The organism is Nocardia sp. CA-128927 (assembly GCF_050955855.1).
GTDB lineage: Bacteria > Actinomycetota > Actinomycetes > Mycobacteriales > Mycobacteriaceae > Nocardia.
This window is the reverse complement of the sequence record NZ_CP192087.1, coordinates 2918534-2938870: the sequence shown is the minus strand read 5'-3', so window position 1 is coordinate 2938870 and position 20337 is coordinate 2918534. Positions and strand designations below refer to the sequence as shown.

General features: G+C 65.9%; 23 protein-coding genes. 14 read left to right on the top strand and 9 right to left on the bottom strand.

Translation table 11 applies throughout. The features are described 5' to 3' along the window. Positions 1-4: 4 nt before the first annotated feature. The 3 genes from ACQPW1_RS13955 to ACQPW1_RS13945 form a co-directional block, all read right to left on the bottom strand. On the bottom strand, positions 5-1234 hold the full coding sequence (locus ACQPW1_RS13955) for a cytochrome P450 (RefSeq protein ID WP_433663132.1): 1230 nt from the start codon (positions 1232-1234) through the stop codon (positions 5-7). 188 nt (positions 1235-1422) lie between these two features. Next, positions 1423-2838 (bottom strand): DUF1254 domain-containing protein, encoded by a 1416-nt coding sequence (locus tag ACQPW1_RS13950; RefSeq protein WP_433663131.1) that lies wholly within the window; start codon positions 2836-2838, stop codon positions 1423-1425. 82 nt (positions 2839-2920) lie between these two features. Continuing rightward, positions 2921-3214 (bottom strand): hypothetical protein, encoded by a 294-nt coding sequence (locus tag ACQPW1_RS13945; RefSeq protein WP_433663130.1) that lies wholly within the window; start codon positions 3212-3214, stop codon positions 2921-2923. Positions 3215-3646: 432 nt separating this feature from the next. On the opposite strand from ACQPW1_RS13945, the gene ACQPW1_RS13940 reads away from it, so the two are divergent. After that, the gene (locus tag ACQPW1_RS13940; protein ID WP_107654974.1) at positions 3647-3925 is read left to right on the top strand and encodes a hypothetical protein; all 279 of its coding nucleotides are present in this window, start codon (positions 3647-3649) and stop codon (positions 3923-3925) included. 143 nt (positions 3926-4068) lie between these two features. After that, positions 4069-4662, top strand: coding sequence for a MerR family transcriptional regulator (locus ACQPW1_RS13935; protein WP_433663129.1), 594 nt, complete (start codon positions 4069-4071; stop codon positions 4660-4662). Between the two features lie 59 nt (positions 4663-4721). Here ACQPW1_RS13935 and ACQPW1_RS13930 read toward each other — a convergent pair whose 3' ends face one another. Together ACQPW1_RS13930 and ACQPW1_RS13925 are read right to left on the bottom strand one after the other, a co-directional pair. Beyond that, positions 4722-6026: a carotenoid oxygenase family protein gene (locus ACQPW1_RS13930; RefSeq protein WP_433663128.1), complete on the bottom strand. Its 1305-nt coding sequence runs from the start codon at positions 6024-6026 to the stop codon at positions 4722-4724. Positions 6027-6052: 26 nt separating this feature from the next. Next, positions 6053-6607, bottom strand: a complete 555-nt coding sequence (locus ACQPW1_RS13925; RefSeq protein WP_433663127.1) for a hypothetical protein — start codon at positions 6605-6607, stop codon at positions 6053-6055. A 104-nt stretch (positions 6608-6711) separates the two neighbouring features. Between ACQPW1_RS13925 and ACQPW1_RS13920 the strand changes: the two genes are divergently transcribed. After that, positions 6712-7230 (top strand): PadR family transcriptional regulator, encoded by a 519-nt coding sequence (locus ACQPW1_RS13920; protein WP_433663126.1) that lies wholly within the window; start codon positions 6712-6714, stop codon positions 7228-7230. 15 nt (positions 7231-7245) lie between these two features. Here ACQPW1_RS13920 and ACQPW1_RS13915 read toward each other — a convergent pair whose 3' ends face one another. Next, positions 7246-8520, bottom strand: a complete 1275-nt coding sequence (locus tag ACQPW1_RS13915) for a vWA domain-containing protein (protein WP_433663125.1) — start codon at positions 8518-8520, stop codon at positions 7246-7248. Between the two features lie 203 nt (positions 8521-8723). Here ACQPW1_RS13915 and ACQPW1_RS13910 point away from each other — a divergent pair, with 203 nt between their 5' ends. Further along, on the top strand, positions 8724-10100 hold the full coding sequence (locus ACQPW1_RS13910; protein WP_433663124.1) for an MFS transporter: 1377 nt from the start codon (positions 8724-8726) through the stop codon (positions 10098-10100). Continuing rightward, the gene (locus ACQPW1_RS13905; protein WP_433663123.1) at positions 10090-10512 is read left to right on the top strand and encodes a MarR family winged helix-turn-helix transcriptional regulator; all 423 of its coding nucleotides are present in this window, start codon (positions 10090-10092) and stop codon (positions 10510-10512) included. The genes ACQPW1_RS13910 and ACQPW1_RS13905 overlap by 11 nt, the downstream gene beginning before the upstream one ends. 12 nt (positions 10513-10524) lie before the next feature. On the opposite strand, the gene ACQPW1_RS13900 is transcribed toward ACQPW1_RS13905, so the two are convergent. Further along, positions 10525-10941: a hypothetical protein gene (locus tag ACQPW1_RS13900; protein WP_433663122.1), complete on the bottom strand. Its 417-nt coding sequence runs from the start codon at positions 10939-10941 to the stop codon at positions 10525-10527. 188 nt (positions 10942-11129) lie between these two features. Further along, positions 11130-11303: a CsbD family protein gene (locus ACQPW1_RS13895; RefSeq protein WP_433663121.1), complete on the bottom strand. Its 174-nt coding sequence runs from the start codon at positions 11301-11303 to the stop codon at positions 11130-11132. Between the two features lie 222 nt (positions 11304-11525). On the opposite strand from ACQPW1_RS13895, the gene ACQPW1_RS13890 reads away from it, so the two are divergent. From ACQPW1_RS13890 to ACQPW1_RS13860, 7 genes are all read left to right on the top strand, one after another. Then, entirely contained in the window at positions 11526-11858 is a 333-nt protein-coding gene (locus ACQPW1_RS13890; RefSeq protein ID WP_433663120.1) for a hypothetical protein, read from the top strand. Between the two features lie 99 nt (positions 11859-11957). Continuing rightward, positions 11958-12545 carry a chemotaxis protein CheB gene (locus ACQPW1_RS13885; RefSeq protein ID WP_433663119.1) on the top strand — a complete coding sequence of 196 codons (588 nt, stop codon included), beginning with the start codon at positions 11958-11960 and terminating at the stop codon, positions 12543-12545. Continuing rightward, positions 12542-14452: a CheR family methyltransferase gene (locus ACQPW1_RS13880; RefSeq protein WP_433663118.1), complete on the top strand. Its 1911-nt coding sequence runs from the start codon at positions 12542-12544 to the stop codon at positions 14450-14452. Before ACQPW1_RS13885 ends, ACQPW1_RS13880 begins: the two co-directional genes overlap by 4 nt. A gap of 35 nt (positions 14453-14487) precedes the next feature. Next, a complete protein-coding gene (locus ACQPW1_RS13875) occupies positions 14488-15375 on the top strand; it encodes a GAF domain-containing protein (RefSeq protein ID WP_433663117.1) in 888 nt (295 codons plus the stop codon). Positions 15376-15390: 15 nt separating this feature from the next. Beyond that, positions 15391-16146 carry a GAF and ANTAR domain-containing protein gene (locus tag ACQPW1_RS13870; protein WP_433663116.1) on the top strand — a complete coding sequence of 252 codons (756 nt, stop codon included), beginning with the start codon at positions 15391-15393 and terminating at the stop codon, positions 16144-16146. Between the two features lie 149 nt (positions 16147-16295). Next, entirely contained in the window at positions 16296-17060 is a 765-nt protein-coding gene (locus tag ACQPW1_RS13865) for a phosphoribosyltransferase (RefSeq protein WP_433663115.1), read from the top strand. A 178-nt stretch (positions 17061-17238) separates the two neighbouring features. Next, positions 17239-18141, top strand: a complete 903-nt coding sequence (locus ACQPW1_RS13860; protein ID WP_433665231.1) for an STAS domain-containing protein — start codon at positions 17239-17241, stop codon at positions 18139-18141. 6 nt (positions 18142-18147) lie between these two features. Here the strand turns inward: ACQPW1_RS13860 and ACQPW1_RS13855 are convergent, their stop codons facing one another. After that, a complete protein-coding gene (locus ACQPW1_RS13855) occupies positions 18148-18822 on the bottom strand; it encodes a PAS and ANTAR domain-containing protein (RefSeq protein ID WP_433665230.1) in 675 nt (224 codons plus the stop codon). Positions 18823-19024: 202 nt separating this feature from the next. Between ACQPW1_RS13855 and ACQPW1_RS13850 the strand changes: the two genes are divergently transcribed. Both ACQPW1_RS13850 and ACQPW1_RS13845 read left to right on the top strand, forming a co-directional pair. Next, the gene (locus ACQPW1_RS13850; protein ID WP_433663114.1) at positions 19025-19507 is read left to right on the top strand and encodes an anti-sigma factor; all 483 of its coding nucleotides are present in this window, start codon (positions 19025-19027) and stop codon (positions 19505-19507) included. Further along, complete coding sequence (locus tag ACQPW1_RS13845) at positions 19497-20333, top strand: RNA polymerase sigma factor SigF (protein ID WP_433663113.1); 837 nt, start codon at positions 19497-19499, stop codon at positions 20331-20333. Before ACQPW1_RS13850 ends, ACQPW1_RS13845 begins: the two co-directional genes overlap by 11 nt. Positions 20334-20337 lie beyond the last annotated feature (4 nt).

The window sequence follows — 20337 nt, the reverse complement described above, 5'->3', positions numbered from 1 at the left end:
TGATTCAAGCGTATTCGACATCCCACCGCTTGATGCCGTTCAACCAGCCGGAACGCAAACGCACAGGTTCTGCGACCTGGCGCAGGTTCGGCATCGCGTCGGCGATGGCGTTGAACATCAGATCGATCTGCAGCCGGGCCAGATTCGCGCCGACGCAGTAGTGCGTGCCGGTGCCGCCGAAACCGACGTGCGGGTTGGGGTTGCGCAGCACATCGAAGCTGAACGGGTCCTGGAAGGCTTCCTCGTCGTAGTTGGCCGACCCGTAGAACAGTCCGATCCGCTGGCCCTTCTTGATCTGCTGGCCGCCGAGCTCGAGATCCTGTGTCGCGGTGCGCTGGAAGGCGTTCACGGGGGTGGCCCAGCGGACGATCTCGTCGGGCGCGGTGCGTGGCCGCTGCTCTTTGTACAGCTCCCACTGCGCCGGGTTGTCCACGAATGCCTTCATACCGTGGGTGATCGAGTTGCGGGTGGTCTCGTTGCCCGCGACCGAGAGCAGGATGACGAAGAAGGCGAACTCGTCGGAGGCCAGGCCCTCGCCGTCGATGTCGGCGTTGACCAGCTGGGTGACGATGTCGTCGGCCGGACACTTGCGGCGGTCCTCGGCCATGTTCCACGCGTAGCCCATCACCTCGGCCGTCGCGACCTGGTGATCACCCTCGAATTCGGGATCGTCGTAGGAGATCATCTGGTTGGACCAGTCGAAGATCTTCTTGCGATCCTCCTGCGGAATACCGATGAGCTCGGCGATCGCCTGCAGCGGCAGCTCACAGGCGACCTGCTCGACGAAGTCACCGCGGCCGTTCTTCTTCGCGTCGTGCACGATCTTGGCCGCCCGCTCGGTGAGCGCGGCGCGCAGGCTCTCGATCGCGCGCGGCGTGAAGCCCTTCGAGATGATCCGGCGCACCTTGGTGTGCTTGGGCGGATCGAGGTTGATCAGCAGCATGTCGCTGAGCATGCCGATCTGCTCCGGGGTGACGTCCTCGTTGAACCGGATGATCGAGCCGTTCTCGTGCGAGGAGTACAGCTCCGGGTGCTTCGAGATCTCCTTGATGTGGTCGAGCTTGGAAACGACCCAGTAGCCGCCGTCGTCGAAGCCGCTGGCCCGGCCGGACTGCGCGCACCACCACACGGGGGCGGTGCGGCGCAGCTCGGCGAATTCCTGCACGGGCAGTCGGCTGGCGAGCATGTCGGGGTCGGTGAAGTCGAATCCTGCGGGAATCGCGGGCGTGGTCACGGGCTATCTCCTACCGGTCTGGGCTGCAGACCTCACAACATTGTGTGGAACACGTTCCAGAAATGATGGAACCACAGAACCGGGGCCGGTGAACAGTGTTTAGTAAAACCCGTTTACTTGATCCTGATCGATGCTGTCCTCGGGTTAGCTGCCCTCGGGCATGACCGACCGTGGGTAGGTGACTGTTCTCAGGACACCGGCAACAGCGGCGGCGGCTGCCAACGACCCTGGATCGCCTCGTCTTTCGGCGCGTACAGCCGCATGGTCAGGGAGAACTGTCCCGATTCCGGGATGGGCAGCCAGTTGCCCGGCGGGACACTCGGGCCCGGGTCGGCGTGCTGGACCGCGAGCTCGACGGAGCCGTCGGGGTTGGGCACTACCGGGAGTTGATGGCCGATCGCGTAGATCTCGGCCGGGTTGGGCAGCAGATAGCTGTCGGCGTCGTACGCGGTGAGCGACCAGAAGGCGTCGACCGGCGGCGTTTGACCTGCCGGAAAGTGCAGGCGGAACCGGCCGGTGCCGCCGTTGGCGCCCGCCGTGGCGAACAGCGTCGGATAGATGGCGTCCTGGGGCAGGTTGGCGCCCAAGCCTTTCCATGCGACGGCGGCACGCTGCAAGTAGTTGGTACCGTAGGTGCCGATGGCGGGGTCGAAGGTCCAGCCGTTCTCGTTCACCGACTTCGGATCGAGATAGACCGGGATCTGTTGGCGCGCTGTGTCGGCCGCGGCGGTCAGTTCATTGTCGGAGAGGCCGATGACCTCGCCGCCCGGCGTAATGCCGATCGTGGCAAAACGTTTCATAGCGGGTGCGTCATCGGGGGCGGGCGGATTGGTCGCCAGCACAGCACACATCCGATCGAAGAAGGTCCGCGCGCCCATCTCGGCGACCTGTTTGGCCGGTGGTGTCGAATCCGCTTGCGGCGCAGGTGGAACCGTTGACACCGGTCGGCCCGCGATCCAGTCGCTCAGTGGCACCAGCTGCAACTGCCGCTGGAGATCATGCACTGCGGGAAGATCTTCCGCGCCGTTGACCTGTATCCGGCCGATCAGCCACACCGTCGGCGTCGGCACGCGCAGCGGGGTGACATCGTCGGGCAGTGTGCCGGACCAGTCGGGCCCGACGATCGCATAGGTGTAGGGCGGTCCCGACTTCGCCTGTGGCCGAACGCTGCTCGGGTTGTGCACGGAATTGGTCCACGCGTCGAGCAGCTGCATCAGCCAGTACCGCCCACCGTCCATGGCGGGCACCCGCAGCACCATCGGTTCGGCTCGCAGCTCGAGCCAAGCGGCCGAATACAGCGTGTCCAGGTTGAGCCGCACCACATCTCGGCGCGCGGGCGTCGGCAGCGCGGCGGCGTGCTGGAACCTGTTGGCCGGTGCGGTCGCCTCGGCGGCCGCCCTGGTGACATCCATCAGCACCAGCGGAAAGCCGAAGATGTAGGCGTCCTTGGCGATCGACTCGGCGGTGCTCGGCGCGGCGGTGTCGGGGCCGGACGACGCGTCGTCGGACCCGTCACACGCCGACAACCCGACCGCGGACACCGCCACCGACGCCGCCAAACCGAATATGGTCCGGCGCGACAATCCGCCGTCGGTCGCGCCCATAGGTCTTTCCCCTGCTTCCGATCCGGTCGGACATTGCGAAAGATCCGCGCAGGAGTATAGCCAAGTGTTTGCCGCGTGCCGCCTAGGTGCCCAGCACGGCGTTCATGATGGTGCCCGCGCTGGTGGCGACGACACCGCCGATCATGGCTCCCGCGATCATCTTCGGCGACTGCAGCGCGCCACCCTGCCACTTCTCCCAGGCGAACTTGCCGCCCGCGAAAATGATGGCGAGGATCCCGGACAGCAGCGCGAACCAGGTGAGGTAGCGAACCATCTGTAACAGCTTGTCCGACAGGGGTGGCGCTTCCGGGGTGGGGTTGCTGACCTGCGCCAGTGTCGTGAAGGTATCCCCGATCGACGTCAGAATGATGCTCACCGTCTACTCCCTACGCTCCACTACAACTTTGCCGTCGCCGAGCTGCCACGCGAAAGTTGTTAAACCACCGATGAATTCGATCTTGGATGAGGATACGGGCACGCCGACGGCCGCGTGGCCACCGTGCGCAGAACCACACGGCACCGACCACGACTGCTGGCCTTGCGAGCTCACGCTCCGCGGTATCACCTGCGGAATCGCCCCCAAGCGGTAGTAAGCGACAACCCGCCGACGGAATCGGCGGCGCGCGGCGACCGGGTCATCGAGCACCCCGCCCCACCCATCATCCCGACCATCAGCAACCCCGGCAAGGGCCCAGCGACACCGAACTTCACTGCGCTGCACCGACCCGACTGCATTGCAGCGAACAAACCGATACCATCGCAGTCAGCGAATCTTGCCCTGTCCCGAATCCAGAATGAGCTGACCACGATGATCCTGCTCGCCGTGCACGACACACTGCTTGCTCAGATCGGCAACCCCAGCCCCGAGGCTCCGCCGGTCTCCGACAAGTTCCTCCAACTGGTCCGCTACTTCACCTGGTTCGTCCTGCTGGCCGGCATCGTCGCCATCATCTACGCGGGCGGCAAGTTTGCGTGGGAGAAGTGGACCGGCGGCGGACTCGACTCCCCGAAGATGGTGGCGGGAGCCATGATCGGTGGTGTGGTCGCCACCAGCGCGGGCACCATCATGAACGCCGTCATCGGCTGACCGCGCCCACCACGAGAACCCCACTCCCCCAACACCTCTCCGACCGCTCGTCCCGTCCTGGTTCGGTGCGCGAAATTCACCCTTGAATCCGACGCTACGTCAGGTTCTAGCGTGGAGTATGCGCACCGAGAGGAGGGGGGCCGATGGGCGAATCGCAACGCAGCTGGCGGATCGGTGAACTGGCCGGCGAAACCGGCATCACGGTCCGGGCACTGCATCATTACGACCGGCTCGGACTGCTGTCACCGTCGACACGAACATCCGGCGGGCATCGCTGCTACACCGACGCCGACGTGCGTCGGCTACATCGGGTAATCGCGCTGCGCAGCTTCGGCTTCCCGCTGGAAACCATCGGCGCGGTGTTGGACGCCGCACCGGATCAGGACCCGCGCAAACTGATCGTCGACCAGTTGGCGCTGGTCGACGAACGGATCGGGCAAGCCATCGCCTTACGCACCCGCCTCCTCGGTGTGCTCGACGGACTCGACCGCCTGGTCGAACCGTCGGCCACGCAATTCCTACGGTTGATCGAGGAGACGATAACCATGAACCAGCCACTGACACCCGAACAGTTCGCGGAACTCACCGAATCACGGCGCAAGGCAATGGCACAGCTCAACGCTGCCGAACTCGCGGACCTCACCCGCGGCCGCGAACAAGCGTTCGCCGCGCTGAGCCCCGAGGAACAGCAACGCCTGCACGAACAACGCCGCGCCATGTGGCCGATCGAGTCCTGAATCCCTAGCGGGATCGACGCAACGCGTCGCCGGAGGAAACTCCGGCGACGCGACCCGAACTACCGATCCGCGAGCCAACTTCCGTGGAATCCGAACGGGACACGACGCGGCAGGTGGATGGTGGCCACCGGTCCGGCGGACAGGTCGTCGGCATCCAGGATGGTCAGATCGCTGCGGTCGGTCTCGGCGTTGTAGACGTAGGTGATGAGATAGCCGTGGCCGCCGGGGTTCTGGTCGGCCGGTGCGAAGGCGGCCTCGCCGGGAATCCGACCGGGACCGAACTCGTGCGACGTCTGTCTGCCGGTGTGCAGGTCATAGCGGATGAGGGCGCCGGAATCGCCGGACACCGAGGCGTGACCGAAGCGGGCATCCAGTCCGGTGAGGCGATCGTCCACGCGCGGGAACTCCGCGTTCCGATCGTCGAGCTGTTCTTCGGCGACGGTGCCGGTGGTGAGATCGATGGTCCAGCGCCAGAGGGTCGACTTGTCGAAAGAGCCTGATCCGGTGCGCCACAACTCCGGGTAGCGGATCACGTACAGCACAATCTTGCCCGGCTCGTCGTAGGCGTTGAGCGAGTGGAAGACGTAGCAGGGGTCGATCGGGAACCAGCGGACCTCGCCGTGCGGGTCGTCGCGCCGGAGCACGCCGAGCCGCGCCTGGTAGCTGTCGCTCCAGCGGAACGGCATCCCGGCGCCGGACGCCGCGGTCGCCAGGTCGAAAACGACCGGAAGATCCATGAATACGACATGCTCGGCGGTCAGGTTGAAGTCGTGCAGCATCGTCGGGGCAGGCACGTCGATAGGGCGGCTGAGCAGCAGATTGCCGTCGGCGTCGGCGCGGTGATAGGTGAGGAAGGGCTCGCCGACCAGCTCGTAACCGAAGAAGTGCAGTTCGCCGGTGACCGGGCAGGTCTTCGGGTGCGCGGTCATCGCGGTACGCAGCTTGCCGTCGAAATCGTAGGGGCCGACGGTATCCAGTTCGCTCGTCAGTTCATACGGATAGGACGTTTCGACCAACGCCAACGTCCGCCCCGCGTGCCGGACGACGTGGGTGTTGGCGGCACCGGCCACCAGGTCCCGCGTGCCGAGGTCGCCGTAGGTGCGGGCCCCGTCGGTGAAGGTCGAGGTGCGCACCCAGCGATTGCGGTAGGAGACCGCGCGGCCGTTCTCGATCCGCACCCCGTGCACCATGCCGTCACCGGCGAACCAGTGTCGGGCGGCCGCGGCGTGCGGGTTGGGGCCGTTGCGCAGGTACCAGCCGGTGAGCTCGGCCGGGATCTGTCCGGTGACAGGGAGATCGTAGGCGGTCAGTTCCTCGGTGACGGGCGCGTAGTTGCCGGTCAGGTGCGGGACGGAAGTAGTCATGGGAGACAACCGATCTGGTCGAAAGGTCAGGCTTCGGCGCCGGTGGGCGCCTTGGCCTGGATGTAGGCGACGTAGCGGATGGTGAAGACGACGGGGATGACGAAGGACAAGACCTGCGCGATAGTCCGCGGGGTCGAGCCGGCATGGGCGAGCACGGTCAGCACGGCGCAGCCGATGACGAAGCTTGCCGCCCAGACCGCGGTGAGCACGTAGGCGGTGCGGACGAATACCGGGTTGTCCCAGAGCTCTTTCGGGGTGGATTGTTTCGCGATACCGAGGGTGAAGGGCTTGCGCACCGCCAGCGAGACGAGGGCGATCAGCGCGAGCACACCCGAGGACAGCGCGGGGCTGTAGGGATGCAGGGCGGTGTTCGGATCGGCGAAGGCGAGCACGGTCAGCGCCGCGAAGAAGACCAGCGAGCCGAGTTCGATCATCAGGCCGTCGAGGGTGCGGCCGGCCCGGAGTTGGCTGGTCACTTCCACAATCGACAGGACCAGGGCGATCAGCGCCGCCCACTGCCAATGCGCGGAGGGGATCACGGCGTAGACGATCCAGGGGGCGAAAGTGCGCAGGTACGACATGTCCGAAAGCTCCTCGACTCGCGTTGCCGCGATATTCCAGTTGTGACATGTCAAAACTAGAGGCTCCTGTTCGACCTGTCAAGAGTGGAATGTAGAGTGAGGGCATGAGTCTCCGGTACGCCATGCTCGGGTTGCTGGCCGACCGCCCGGCCAGCGGGTACGACCTGCTGCAGCGGTTCAAGGTCTCGCTGGCCAATGTCTGGTTCGCGACGCAGAGCCAGATCTATACCGAGCTCGCCAAACTCGCCGACGCCGAGCTGATCGCGGTGTCGGACGAAGGCCCACGCGGCCGCAAGGAATACGCGATCACCGACGCGGGGCTGGTCGAGCTGCGGCACTGGCTGACCGAGACCACGCCGAAGCGGGTGATCCGCAACGAGACGCTGCTGCGCGTCTTCTTCCTCGGCGCGGTCTCGCACGCCCAGGCCGCGGACTATCTGGACGGCATCGCGACCAGGTCCGGCAAGGGGCAGGCCGAGCTACACGCACTCAAGGATTCGGTCGACTGGGACGACAACGACTTCTCCCGGTACGGCCGGATCGCGATGGAGTGGGGTGAACGCTTCTACGCGATGAACGCGGAGTGGGCCGAGTGGGCGCGGAAGCAGATCCCCGAGGACTGAGGGCAATTCGGCGGCTCAGCGCAGGATGCCCGCCGCTTTGGCCGCCTTCAACCAATCCGGGAACTCGCCGAGCAGGCGCGCGTACAGCTCGCCGTCGTCGACCTGGTCGATGTCGTCGAGTGCGAAAAAGCCTGCGTTGTCGACGATTCGCCCGGTCATCTCGTCGAGTGAGCGTAGAAGACCGTAGTTGGCGCGGCCGAGGCCGATGAACTGCCAGAAGGCAGGCAGCTGCGCGGCCTCGCGCATGAGCGCGCCGATCTCACGCTTGTTCGCGAAGCCGCCGTCGGTGAAGAACAGGATCAGTGTCGGCCCGTCGCCGGGGCGCAGCGAGGCCATGATGTCGCGCATGATCGGCAATTCGTCGTTGCGGCCGCCGATTCGGTTGTAGTCGATGCCCGCGTGGGCGCCGCTGAGGTGCAGGAAGGTATGTGCCCATTCGTCGCTGTGCGCGACGGTGATGTCGGGGAGCTTGGCGAAGGAGTGGGCGTAGAGGTAGGCCTCCAACGAGCCGTTGTTGTCCAGCTGGGTTGCCACCGGAACCATTCGCTGCACCACGCGATGCACGACCTCGGTGCGGTACTGCTTGATCATGCTGCCGGTCTTGTCGATCACCAGCACGACGCGTGCGCGAATGCCGAAGGCGTCCTTACTGATCAGCACCTTCGCGACTTCGCGTTTGCGCATGTCCAGCTTTTCGCGCTTCTCGAACGAGAGTGCGGCCTCGCCGGGCACGGTATGCACCTGAAGATCCGAGGCGGGCTGCGGTGGCGCGGCAGTTACCGCCGGTGCGGGCGTATCGTCCACGCGCACACCATGATCGGTGACCAGCGCCGCGAATCCACCCGCGTAGCCCTGCCCCACCGCCCGCACCTTCCACTCGGCGCCGCGTCGATACAACTCGAGCGCGATAACCACCGACTCGCTACAGAGCCCCTCGATCCGATACTCGTACAACACATTTCCGGACGGATCGGCCACCGTCGCCACCGGCGCGGCGAACTGCCCGAACGAGGCGTTCGGATCGTCCAACGTGATCACCGCCCGCAGCTGCGCGATCTCCGCGGGCACCTCGGCCAGCGAAACTTCCAGCGCCGCAGCCACACCGGTCCGCAGCACTACACCGGGAGCACTCGGCTGATTGAAGAACACGAAGTCGGCATCCGACCGCACCTTTCCCGCCGCGGTCACCAGCAACGCCGACACATCGACGGCCGCGTCGGTCCGCACCGACAACACAACCCGCGGCACCGCCAACGCCCCGTTCTGCCCCTTCACAAGTGCAGCGCCCACCGAGACTCCCTAGAACAGACTGACGACCGTAGTCAGGGTAGGCCAGCAGCTACCCCACCGCCGAGGTATCCGATCGCCACCCGGTGAGCTCGCCGATGACCTTCGGGAACACGCTCGCGGTGTTCGTGTAGATGCCAACCGACCCGGAGAGACCGCAGTCACAGCCCTTGCGTTCGGAACAGTTGTGACTTCACAATAGTTGTGTGCTTACAACTGTTGAGGAGATGACTGCGCGGCGTAAGACGCTCGTGCTGGCCACCTGTTGTCTGAGTTTGCTGATCGTTTCCATGGACTCGACCATCGTGAATGTCGCGATACCCACCATCCAGACCGATCTGCACGCGCCGCTGTCCCGGCTGCAGTGGATCGTCGACGTCTACACGCTGACGCTGGCCAGCCTGCTGATGCTGGCGGGGAGCGCGGCGGACCGATTCGGACGGCGCAGGCTGTTCCGGATCGGGCTGGTCACCTTCGCGATCGGCTCGATGCTGTGCAGCCTCGCGCCGTCCATCGAGGTGTTGATCGGCGCCCGATTCCTGCAGGCGATCGGCGGCTCGATGCTCAACCCGGTGGCAATGTCGATCATCACCACGGTGTTCGTCGGACGGGTGGAACGTGCTCGCGCGATCGGTGTTTGGGGCGCGGTGGTCGGCATTTCGATGGCACTCGGCCCGACCATCGGCGGCGTGCTGATCGACGCGCTGGGCTGGCCCGCGGTGTTCTGGATCAACCTGCCGGTCTGTCTGCTCGCGCTGGTGCTCACCACGCTGTATGTGCCGGAATCGAAGTCGGCGACGGTGCGCGGCATCGACCCGATCGGGCAGCTGCTCGCGGTGGCGTTCCTGTTCTCCACGGTGTTCGGGCTGATCGAGCGCAAGCCGGTGATCTTCGTGGTGTCGGCGATCGCGTTGGCCGCGTTCATCTTCTATGAGTCGCGCCGCGTCGACCCGTTCATCGATCTGCGGTTCTTCCGCAGCGCGCCGTTCGCCTCGGCGACGGTGATCGCCATCTTCAGCTTCACCGCGCTCGGCGGGTTCCTGTTCAGCTGCTCGCTGTATCTGCAAGGGGTCCGGCACTATTCGGCGGTGCACACCGGTTTGCTGTACCTGGCGATGGCGGTCGCGATGGTGATCTTCTCGCCGCTGTCCGGTCGACTGGTCGGCAGGCACGGGACCAAACCATCACTGATCGCGGCGGGTCTGATGATGACTATCGCCGCCGTTCTGCTCACCACGCTCGATCCGAATACCCCGGTGTGGGCGCTGGTGATCATGTTCGCCATCTTCGGGGTCGGTTTCGGCATGGTGAACGCGCCGATCACCACCACCGCGGTCAGCGGGATGCCGCTGGATCGGGCGGGCGCCGCGTCGGCGGTGGCCTCGACCAGCCGACAGGTGGGCGTCAGCATCGGTGTAGCGCTGTGCGGCGCGCTGACCGGCGCGGGACTGTGGTGGGTGATCGCGGTGCTGACCGCCGGTGTCGCCATACTCGGCATAGTCGCGAATACCCCGTGGGCCAAGCGGTCGAGTGACCGTGTCGCCCCGCTGCTGGAACAGAAGGTGCCCGTTCATGCCGGATGACAACCCCACACCCGACGAGGTGTGGAGCCTGCTCACGCGAGTCGTGATGTACTCCCGTGACCCGTGGCGACGCGCCGCGGTCGAACGAACAGGCTTGTCGTTCAGCCGCATTCGGGTGCTGCGCAGGCTGCGCAAGGCCGGGCCGATGACGGTCAAGGAGGTGGCCTACGCCGCGACGATGGACGCCCCGGCCGCCACGGTCGCGGTCAATCAGCTCGCGGAGCTCGGTTACGTCGTCCGGGAGGTAGATCCCACCAATCGGCGCAAGAAGCTCGTCACCATCACCGACGCCGGTCGCGCCGTGCTTGCCCAGGCACTGGCGACGCCGGATCCCGCGCCGGACTCGGTCACCGCCCTGTCCGCCGACGACCTACGTGCGCTACGCGACATCCTGAGCAGAATCGAGCACTGAGCCGGAAACCCTTCAGGCGCTGACGAACTCGCGGTCGCCGTACTGAACACTGCCCGAATCCCAGGTGCCGCCCAGACCGGCGACGAACCGTTGCGCCAACTCCATATCGGCCACATCGACCACGAGAATCAGCGCGTTCGCCTCGGTGACCGAGCCACCGACGAGCCGCTCCCGAGCCACCGGATCGGCGACCAGTCCGTCGCGGAACCGCCGCACATCGACCCCGGCGATCGTCACCGTGAACGCGTCCACCCCAGGGGAATTCGACGCGAGCCGCTGGAAGGTCAGCACCGATTCCTGCTGGAACTGCGTGCGTACCTGGTCGGCGATCTGCCGCAGCTCGGCACTGTCGACACAGGCCAGATGGAACTCGCGGGACCGCTCATAGGTCGCCTGCTGCCGCTCATCCGACGAACACCGACGCAACAACAGCCACCATCCGTGCCGCGATCATCCCGATCCTCCCGAGTCACCGATCTACGCGATAGATCACTGCACGTTATCGCCGGACTCGGCACGATCAAGACCTTGTTTCGCTGGACGGACCCGGGACGCGGACGAGCGGGCGGCGCCCGATAGGGCACGCACCCGCTCGACTGCAGCGACCGGACTATCGGTCAGTTGCGAAAAGCGTCCTTGACCTTCTCGCCTGCGTCCTTGAGGTTGGACTTGATCTGATCGGCCTTGCCCTCGTTCTTCAGGTCCTGGTCGTCGGTCGCGTTACCGAACTTCTCCTTGGCCTGACCGGCGAGTTCTTCGGCCTTGTTCTTGGCTTTGTCAGCTGTGCTCACTGTCGAACCCCTTTCGTCGGGTGAGACCGACCTGCCTTTATCGGGCCAGTCGTGTGGCGGATAACCGGACTGAGCCGATGCAAACACGTGTGCGTAGTCACCGGCACCGTGGGTAACCCCCAGTTAGGCCCCCGAGCTGGGGCTCAGGCGTACAGTTCCAGTTGAAATTCCCCGAGTCCCGAAGCGTGGCTCCCCGTACCCGCGACCGAACCCGGAGGAATCATGACCCTCGTATCGCGCGACGAACTCGTCCAGCACGCGCCCTCGCGCCCGCCGCCGCAGTTAGCCGGTCCAGAGCTGTACGACACCGCCAAGTTCACCGATCTGGGCGACCGCCTCGTCCGGAAACTCTTCGATAGCGGCCTGCAACTGGACACCATTCGGATGGCTTTCGACCGCGACGGGCTGACCACCGCCGAACTCGACGAACACCGAACCGCCATCGTCGACATCCTCACCAACCTCGATTCGATGATCCGCACGACCGGCCTGGCGATGCTCACCTTGACCGCCACCGCGCCGATGGCCGAGCAGCGAAGCCGAAGGCGGCGATGAGACCCTGGTCGCGCCGCGCCGGACCGCAGCCATCGCTGGGCGGGTATCCGCCATCGCGTTACCCTGAACCCGTGCACCTCACGGCTGGTCGGCGCGACCATGACCACGGATGACCCGTACGCCGTCGTCGCCATAGCCTCGTCGGCGGGCGGTATCACCGCGCTCTTCAAGGTCCTCGGCGCTCTCCCGGCCACGTTGCCGGTACCCGTGCTCGTCGTGCAGCACCTCGACCCACGCCACAAGACCGTGCTGGCCGAATTGCTTTCGCGCCGAACCGAATTGCGTGTGAAGCTGGCGACAGCAGGCGAAACCGCCGAAGCGGGAACGGTTTACATCGCCCCGCCGAACCACCACCTGCTGGTAGAGCCGAACGGGGTACTCGCGCTGTCCGGCAGCGAGCTCGTCCACTTCGTCCGGCCCTCGGCCGACCTGCTGTTCGAGTCGGTGGCGGGCGCATACGGTCCGCGCGCGGTTGCCTGTGTGCTGACCGGATCCGGCAGCGACGGCGCGACGGGGGTGAGCGCGGTCAAGTCCCGTGGCGGCACGGTGGTCGTGCAGGATCCGGAGGAAGCGGAATTCAAGGGCATGCCGAGCGCCGCCGTGGCGACCGGCGACGCGGATCTCGTTGTGCCACTTGACGAGATCGCCGGCGTGCTCCGCGGTCTCGTGGTGCAGAGCGAATCGTGACCGAATCGAGCGAGGAGATCATGACGGCACCGGGTGAAGACATCGACACCGTCGACCCGGCGTTGGAGGATCTGCTGCTGTTCATTCGCGATTCGCGCGGGTTCGATTTCACCGGCTACAAGCGCTCGTCGCTGACCAGGCGGATCCGCAAGCGCATGCACGAGGTTCAGGTCACCGACTACCTCGACTATCGCGATCTGCTGGAAAGCAACGCCGAAGAATTCCGCCACCTGTTCAACACCATTCTGATCAACGTCACCAGCTTCTTCCGCGATCTGGAGGCCTGGCAGTACCTCCAGCGCGAGGTGCTGCCGGAACTGATCGCGAATACCAAGCCGGACAGCGAGATCCGGATCTGGAGCGCGGGCTGCTCCAGCGGCGAGGAAACCTATTCGCTGGCGATCGCGTTCGCCGAGGCGCTCGGCATCGAAGAGTGCGCGAAGCGGGTCAAGCTCTACGGCACCGACGTGGACGAGGAAGCCCTGCGCGAGGCACGGTCCGGTGTGTATCCGGCGAAGGCGCTCGGGCAGCTGTCCGGCGAGCTCCGGGACCGGTATTTCGAGCCGATCGGCGACAAGTTCGCGTTCCGGTCGGACCTGCGGCGCCGGGTGATCTTCGGCCGCCACGACATCACCCGCGACGCGCCCATCTCCCGGCTCGATCTGCTGTTGTGCCGAAACACGTTGATGTACTTCAATGCCGAGGCACAATCGCAGATCCTGGACCGGTTCCGCTTCGCGCTGCGGGAGGGCGGATTCCTGTTCCTCGGCAAGGCGGAACTGCTGCTCGCCGAGGGCGAGCGGTTCGGGGTGGCGAGCATGCGCCAGCGCATCTTCCGGCGCCGGGCCGGTGCGGTCAGGCCGCCGCACCAGCCGAGCCCGGCGCGGCTCGACGTCGACCTCGGCCGGGAGGTGCAGGGCCTGGTCAAGAAACGCCAACTCGGCGAGCTCGCGCTGGAGACCGCCCCGTTCGGGGTGATCGGGCTGGATGCCGAGGGCAAGGTCTCGATCCTCAACAACCAGATGCGCAGCCAATTCGGCCTGACCCAACACGATGTCGGCAGGCCGCTGAGTGAGCTGGAGATCTCCTATCGGCCGGTCGAATTGCGCTCGCTGATCCAGCAGGCCGTGTCCGAACGCCGCAGCATCCGGGTCAGCACGGCGGAACGCAAGCTCGGCCCGGACGAAGTCCAGTATTTCGAGGTGCATATCCAGCCGCTGTGGGGCAGCGACGGCGCGGACGTCGGAGTCGTGGTGAATTTCGTCGATACCACAGTGGCGACGCGACTTTCGCTGGAAGTGAAGGTGAAAAGGGAGGAGCTGGAGACGGCCTACGAGGAACTCCAGTCCACCAACGAGGAACTCGAAACCACCAACGAAGAACTCCAATCCAGCATCGAGGAATTGGAGACCACCAACGAAGAACTGCAATCGACCAACGAGGAACTCGAAACCACCAACGAAGAACTCCAGTCGGGCAACGAAGAACTCGAGACGATGAACGAGGAGATGCGGATCCGCACCGACGAATTGAACGAGACGCGCACCTTCCTGGAGGGCGTCTTGTCCAGTGTCGCGGCGGGCGTGGTGGTGCTGGACGATCAGCTGCGGGTCCGGAGCTGGAACCGCGGCGCGGAGGAGATGTGGGGGCTGCGCTCCGAGGAGGTCCAGCAGCAGGTGTTCTTCGCGCTGGACTTCGGGCTGCCCACCCAGCTGCTACACGAAAGCATCCAGCGCTGCCTCAAAACGAGTCGGCGGGACGGCCCGGTGGAGATCCCGGCGGTCAACCGCATCGGGCGTTCGATCACCTGCGCGGTGACCTGTTCACCGCTGGACGGCACCCGCGACGGCGTGGTGTTGCTCTTGGAGGAAGTCCCCCCGACAAATGTTGCCAGGCAGAGCAATTAACGCCGTTGCCAACATATGCGCGTAGGCTTGGCAGCGTGCGGTCGCATTCGGACGCTCACCAGGAAATTGCCCGTGAGTGGCAGGAATTCAGCGCCGAGCGAGAACGAGCCGCTCGCGCGGCAGCGGTGGCCGCGAAATACGAGGCGCAGGCCACCCAGCGACCGGAATCCATGCAACCGTTTCGGCAACGCATGGCGGAGCTGCATCGACGGATCGAAGGCAGGCATCTGGCCTGCGCGCGACTGCACCGGATATATGCCCTGCGGCTACAGCGATGGTACATCGGCGATCGGGCCACGCTGCGCCCGGTTTTCATGGCCGCGGTAGCCCAGCACCTCGGCATGGACAGCGCCGCGGTCACCCTGTTCGGCCAGACCGGCGAGGAACTGCTGGTCTCCGCCTCGGACGTCACCGCACGTGCCGCGCACGACCTGGAGCTGCTGATCGGCGAGGGTCCGGCGCGCGACGTGCTCGGCGGCCGGGAGTTCGTCACCGCCGACGGCGCCGACCTGGCCGCGCGCTGGCCGCAGTACGGTCCGGCGCTGACCGAGCTCGGCGTGCAGTCCGTGGTCGCGGTTCCGCTGCTCTCCTCCCGCCTGCTCGGCGCCCTGTGCGTGTTCACCAGCCGAGCCGGACTGCGCACCGAGATCACGCCCGCCGCCGAAAAGGTGGCCGACGCCCTGGCCAATACGGTCCTGCTCGCCTCGTACGGGACCGCCGACGACGGTGCGCCGCAGGGATCCCTGTTCGACGACGCCGATTATCTCGTCGCCGTGCACCAAGCGGTCGGTATGGTTGCCGTGCAATGCAGTTGCGATCTCGACGCCGCGCAGGCGCTGCTGCGCGCCCGTGCCTTCGCCGACGGCATCGAAGTCTCAGAGATCGCTCGCCGCGTACTGGAGGACGGATACCAATTATGTTGACCGTCAAGGCATTTCATGGCTGACGAACTGGCGTTGGGGATGTCGGAGTTGACGGCGCTGCTGTTGACCGGCGACGACGTCGCCGAATCATTGTGTGCCATCGCCGATACCGTGGTGCGGATGCTGCCGGACCACCCGATGGCGGGGGTCACGCTGACCCGTCAGCACGGCACCATCGTCGGCGGCTCGAGCGACGCGCGCGCGATGCTCACGGAGGAATCCCGATTCAGCGAGGGGTACGACCCCTGTCTGGAGGCCATCAGTACGGCGCAACAGGTTTCGGTACCCGATGTCGCGACGGAGCACCGCTGGGGCGGCTATTCGACCCGGATGCTGGCCTACGGAGTCAAATCTATTTACGCCCAACCACTTTCGGTGGACGGCGAAGCGGTCGGTGCGCTGTCGCTCTACTCGACCCGGCCGAACGGCTTCACCGATCGGATCCGGCGTGCGACCACCCTCACGGCCGAACACCTCGGCGTGCTGCTCGCCGTCGCGACCGACACCGCCCGGCAGGCGAAGCTGACCGAACAGTTGCGCGCGACGCTGGCTTCCCGCTCCACCATCGATCAGGCGCTCGGCATCCTGATGGCCGAACGGCGCTGCGACCGCGAGGCGGCCTTCGAGGTGCTGCGTGGCAGGTCCCAACAGCGCAACGTTCGTGTCGCCGACCTGGCTGTGGAGATCATCGCGACGGTCAGCGGCCGGGAACCCGCCGCGCCGCATTTCGCCGAGCCACGAGAGCCGTCACGGTCCCGGCGCCGTTCGTGATCGCCTACTCCCCAAGGTGTTTCGCCTACCCAGTCCGATCGGCCCGGCAAACCGACCGGGAAAGCCGTACCGCCGAGTAGAATTGGCGATGTCCTCCTGAGTCCCGAAGCGCGGCTCCGGATCATGCCACTCGATGCTCGGGGGACCGCATGGACGATCCCGCTTTATCCGGTGCCCACACTGACCTGTCCAGTGACCGCACCGATCACCGCACACATCTGCGTTCGCTGTTCCTCGATCGGTACGACGCGGGCCGTCGACTCGCCCACCGGCTGCAAGCCTTCCGCGGCCCGGAGGTCGTCGTCATGGGCGTGCCCCGCGGCGGCATCACGGTGGCCTATGAGATCGCGGTCCGATTGCGCCTGCCGCTCGGCGCGATCGTCGTCAACAAGCTCCGCGTCCCCTATCGGCCGGACCTGGCCTTCGGCGCCATCGGCGAGGACGACACCCGCATCATCGATGAGGTCGTCGTCCGCAGCGCCCTCCTGACCCCCGAAGAACTCGCCGACACCGAATCACACGAACGCGCCAGCCTGCACCGCCGCGCCGAACGGATCCGGCGGCACGGTCCGCAACCGAAGCTGGGCGGGCGCACCGCACTGGTCGTCGACGACGGCGTCTCCACGGGTATGACCGCACGGACCGCATGCCGGGCCGCCTATCGTCGCGGCGCGGTCCGCGTCGTGCTCGCGGTCCCGGTCGCACCGCACCGCATCGTGCGGACGTTGGCCTATCACGCGGACAAGATCGTGTGCCTGGAGACACCGGCCAACCCTCGCCCGCTGGACGAGTCCTACCTGCGCTTCGACCCGGTCACCGACACCGATGTGGACCACCTGCTCGGCACCCGCCGACCGGGGTCGGCCGCGCCCGCTCGAATTCGCCTGGCGGAGAGCGGAAACGGCAGCGGGTAGCCGGGATACCCGGGTCGCCGCGCCCGGAAACCTGGCGCGGCCGCTTTCGATGGCTCCATCACCCACGATAGGTATACGATTCTGCGGGCGGTGGACGGTCCAGAAAGCGGCTTTCCACGGCATTTTCGAGCACGCGAGTCCGATGCGTGCGATGGACCGGAGGGCGGCATTGTCCGAGATGTCGATTACCACTCTCCCGGCTGATACCAACTCCAACGGTGTCAGCGAGGGGCTGCTTTCCGAGCTGGTCGAGCACCTGCGCCAGAACCGCACGGTGCTGCGCGAGGAGTGGGCGCGCCGCATCACCGAGGCGCGGTTACTGACCGCGATGACGCCCGACGAGATGTTCTCCGAGGTCACCTCCGTCTACGACAACTACGTCGCGGTGCTGGAGACCGGATCGGTTGAGGCGCTGCAGGATTACGCCCGCGATCTGTCCGAGCGCATCGTTCCGCGCGGCGTCGAGACCCACGAGATCCTCGGCATCGTGCTTTTGCTGCGGGACGTGTTGGCCCGCTCGCTGTTCGAGAAGTATCAGGCCGATTTCCAGCTGCTCAACGCGGTGCTCGACGCCTATGAACCGGCCGCCAACCGGATCGCCAACACCGTGGGCGTCTCCTTCGTCGACGAGCGCGAGCGCATCATTCGCCAGCAGCAGGAGGCGATCCGCGAGCTGTCCACGCCGGTTCTTCAGGTGCGCGAGCAGCTGCTCATCCTGCCGATCATCGGCGTGCTGGACAGCCAGCGAGCCCGCCAGCTCACCGAGCAGCTGCTGCGCGCGATTCGCGCCAATCGCGCCAAGGTGGTCGTCATCGATATCACCGGTGTGCCGCAGATCGACTCCACGGTGGCCAACCACTTGGTGCAGACGGTCGAAGCGTCCGGTCTGATGGGTGCGAGCGTGATCATCACCGGTCTGTCCTCGGAGATCGCGCTGACGCTGGTGACCATCGGGCTCGACCTGTCCAAGATGAACGCGGTCGGCGACCTGCAGGGCGGCATCGAAGAGGCCGAACGCCTGCTCGGCTACGAGGTCAGCCGCACCGGTACCGGCGACAGCAACCGGCGGCCGGAAGCCTGAAGGCCGCTAGTCGGCGTGCTCGTGCACGGTCAGCAGCAGATGATCGAACGCGGTCTGCACCTGCGGCGGCGCCGGCGGCAGCGAATCGAGTTCGGCGATGATCCGGCCGGCCAGGGTGCGCAGCTTGACGTTGGTTTCCTGCGACCGCCACTGCAGCACTCGGAAGGCCTGTTCGGCGTTGAGCCGGTACACCCGCATCAGCACGCCCTTGGCCTGCTCGATCACCGCGCGCGCCTCGAACAGTTCCGGCAGCGCGCCCGCGAGCACCTCCTGGCGCTGTTCGTCGATGGTTTCGGTCAGGTCGACGTAGTAGCCGGTGGTGCCGACGACCTTGCCGTTCTCGGTCATGGTGTCACCGAAGACGATCACGTGGTGCGTCTGGCCTGCGGTGTCGATGATGCGATGGCGGCTGAAGAACGGCTCGGCATTGCGCAACGACTTGGCGATGGTCTCCGCGACCTGCGCGCGGTCGTCCGGATGCTTGTGCGACAGCAGCAATTCCGTGGTCGGCGTCACCGTCCCCGGCGCGTACCCGTGCATCACGGCGACCTCGTCCGACCACTGCCACCGCTGATCGGCGAACCAGAAACCGAAGCTTCCGGTCGCCTGCGGTGTGCCGCCACCGACCACCTGGACGACCGCATGGGTCCCCGCTTCGGTGGCCGTCGCGCCTGTTTCCATCACCGGCCAAGTATGCGCGCTACCTGCGGGTTTTGTGCCGCCTCGACGGTCGGTCGCTCGTGTCGGAACCATAATGAAACACCGCGCATTCAGAGTCTTTGTGCCCTGTCCATAGGGACCTTGTGCCCTATCCGCGCGGTAAGACGAGTCACATCGCGGCGATGAGATGTCGGCGATCGGGTTGGGGCCACGCTTCGCGGGTATGGCGGAGGTGAATCGTTGGGAGGCGGTGAACATGATGAAGGTGGTTTCCAAGACATCGACACCACACCAGATGGCCGTGGTCGCACACCGAGTGGCCTTCGAGCTGGCAGCCGAGCCGCACGAACTGGGGATGTTGCGGGCGCTCTCCGATACCACGTGCATGATGGCCGACGTCACGCTCGATGCGATCCCGGACATTCGGCTGGTGCTCAGCGAAGCGGCGACCGCGTTGATGCTCGACGCGGTGCCCGGCTCGACGCTGCGGTGTGCGTTCACCTACAACCGGCGCCGGATCAACGTGCGGATCAGCGCGACGACCACGCGCGACGTCGAGGTCAATCGTGATCCGTTGAGCTGGCAGCTGGTGCAGGTGCTCACCGATTCGGCCGAGATGATCCAGGACTCTTTTGACATAGACGCGGGTGGGTATCCGACGGCCATCGAATTCATTTGGGAGCGAGGTACATCCGATGCAACGTGAGTTCACCACGGACCGAACCGACCTGCCGCGACGCACCAGTTCGCGCGGCGACAGCTACGACAACATCGAGCCATGGTTCGAGAAGATGGCGGCCCTCACCGCGAACGATCCGCACCGAAACGAGTTGCGCGCGGAAGTGACGCGGTTGTGCCTGCCGCTGGCCGAGCACATCGCCCGCAAGTTCGCCGGGCGCGGTGAGGCTTTCGACGATCTGCATCAAATCGCCAGGGTGGGTCTGGTCCTGTCCGTCGACCGTTTCGATGTCTCGCGCGGCAGCTCGTTTCTGTCCTTCGCCGTGCCGACGATCATGGGCGAGGTGCGCAGGCACTTCCGCGATCGCACCTGGGCCGTGCGAGTTCCGCGCAGGCTCAAGGAGATTCAGCAGCTGATCGGGCCCGCCACCGAAACACTGTCCAACCGGCTGGGCCGCGTGCCCACCGCCAGGGAGATCGCCGCCGAGCTGGAGGTCGAGCTCAGCGAGGTCACCCAGGCGTTGATCGCCCGGAACGGCTATCAGACCAACCCGATCGACGGCATCACCCGCGACGACGGCGAGAACTCGCCGCTGCCCGTCGCCGCCGGACTCGGCGTCGAGGAACCGTGCTACGGACTGCTCGAGCAGTCGATGACGGTGCGTCCGTTGATCGCGGCGTTGCCCGAGCGGGAGCGCCGGGTGCTGATCATGCGGTTCTTCGAATCGCTGACTCAGGCGCAGATCGCCGAACAGCTGGGTGTTTCGCAGATGCAGGTCTCGCGCATCCTGTCGAAGACCTTGAATACCCTGCGCGAACAGGCGATGGACGATCGACCGGCCAACGTGGCCTGACCGG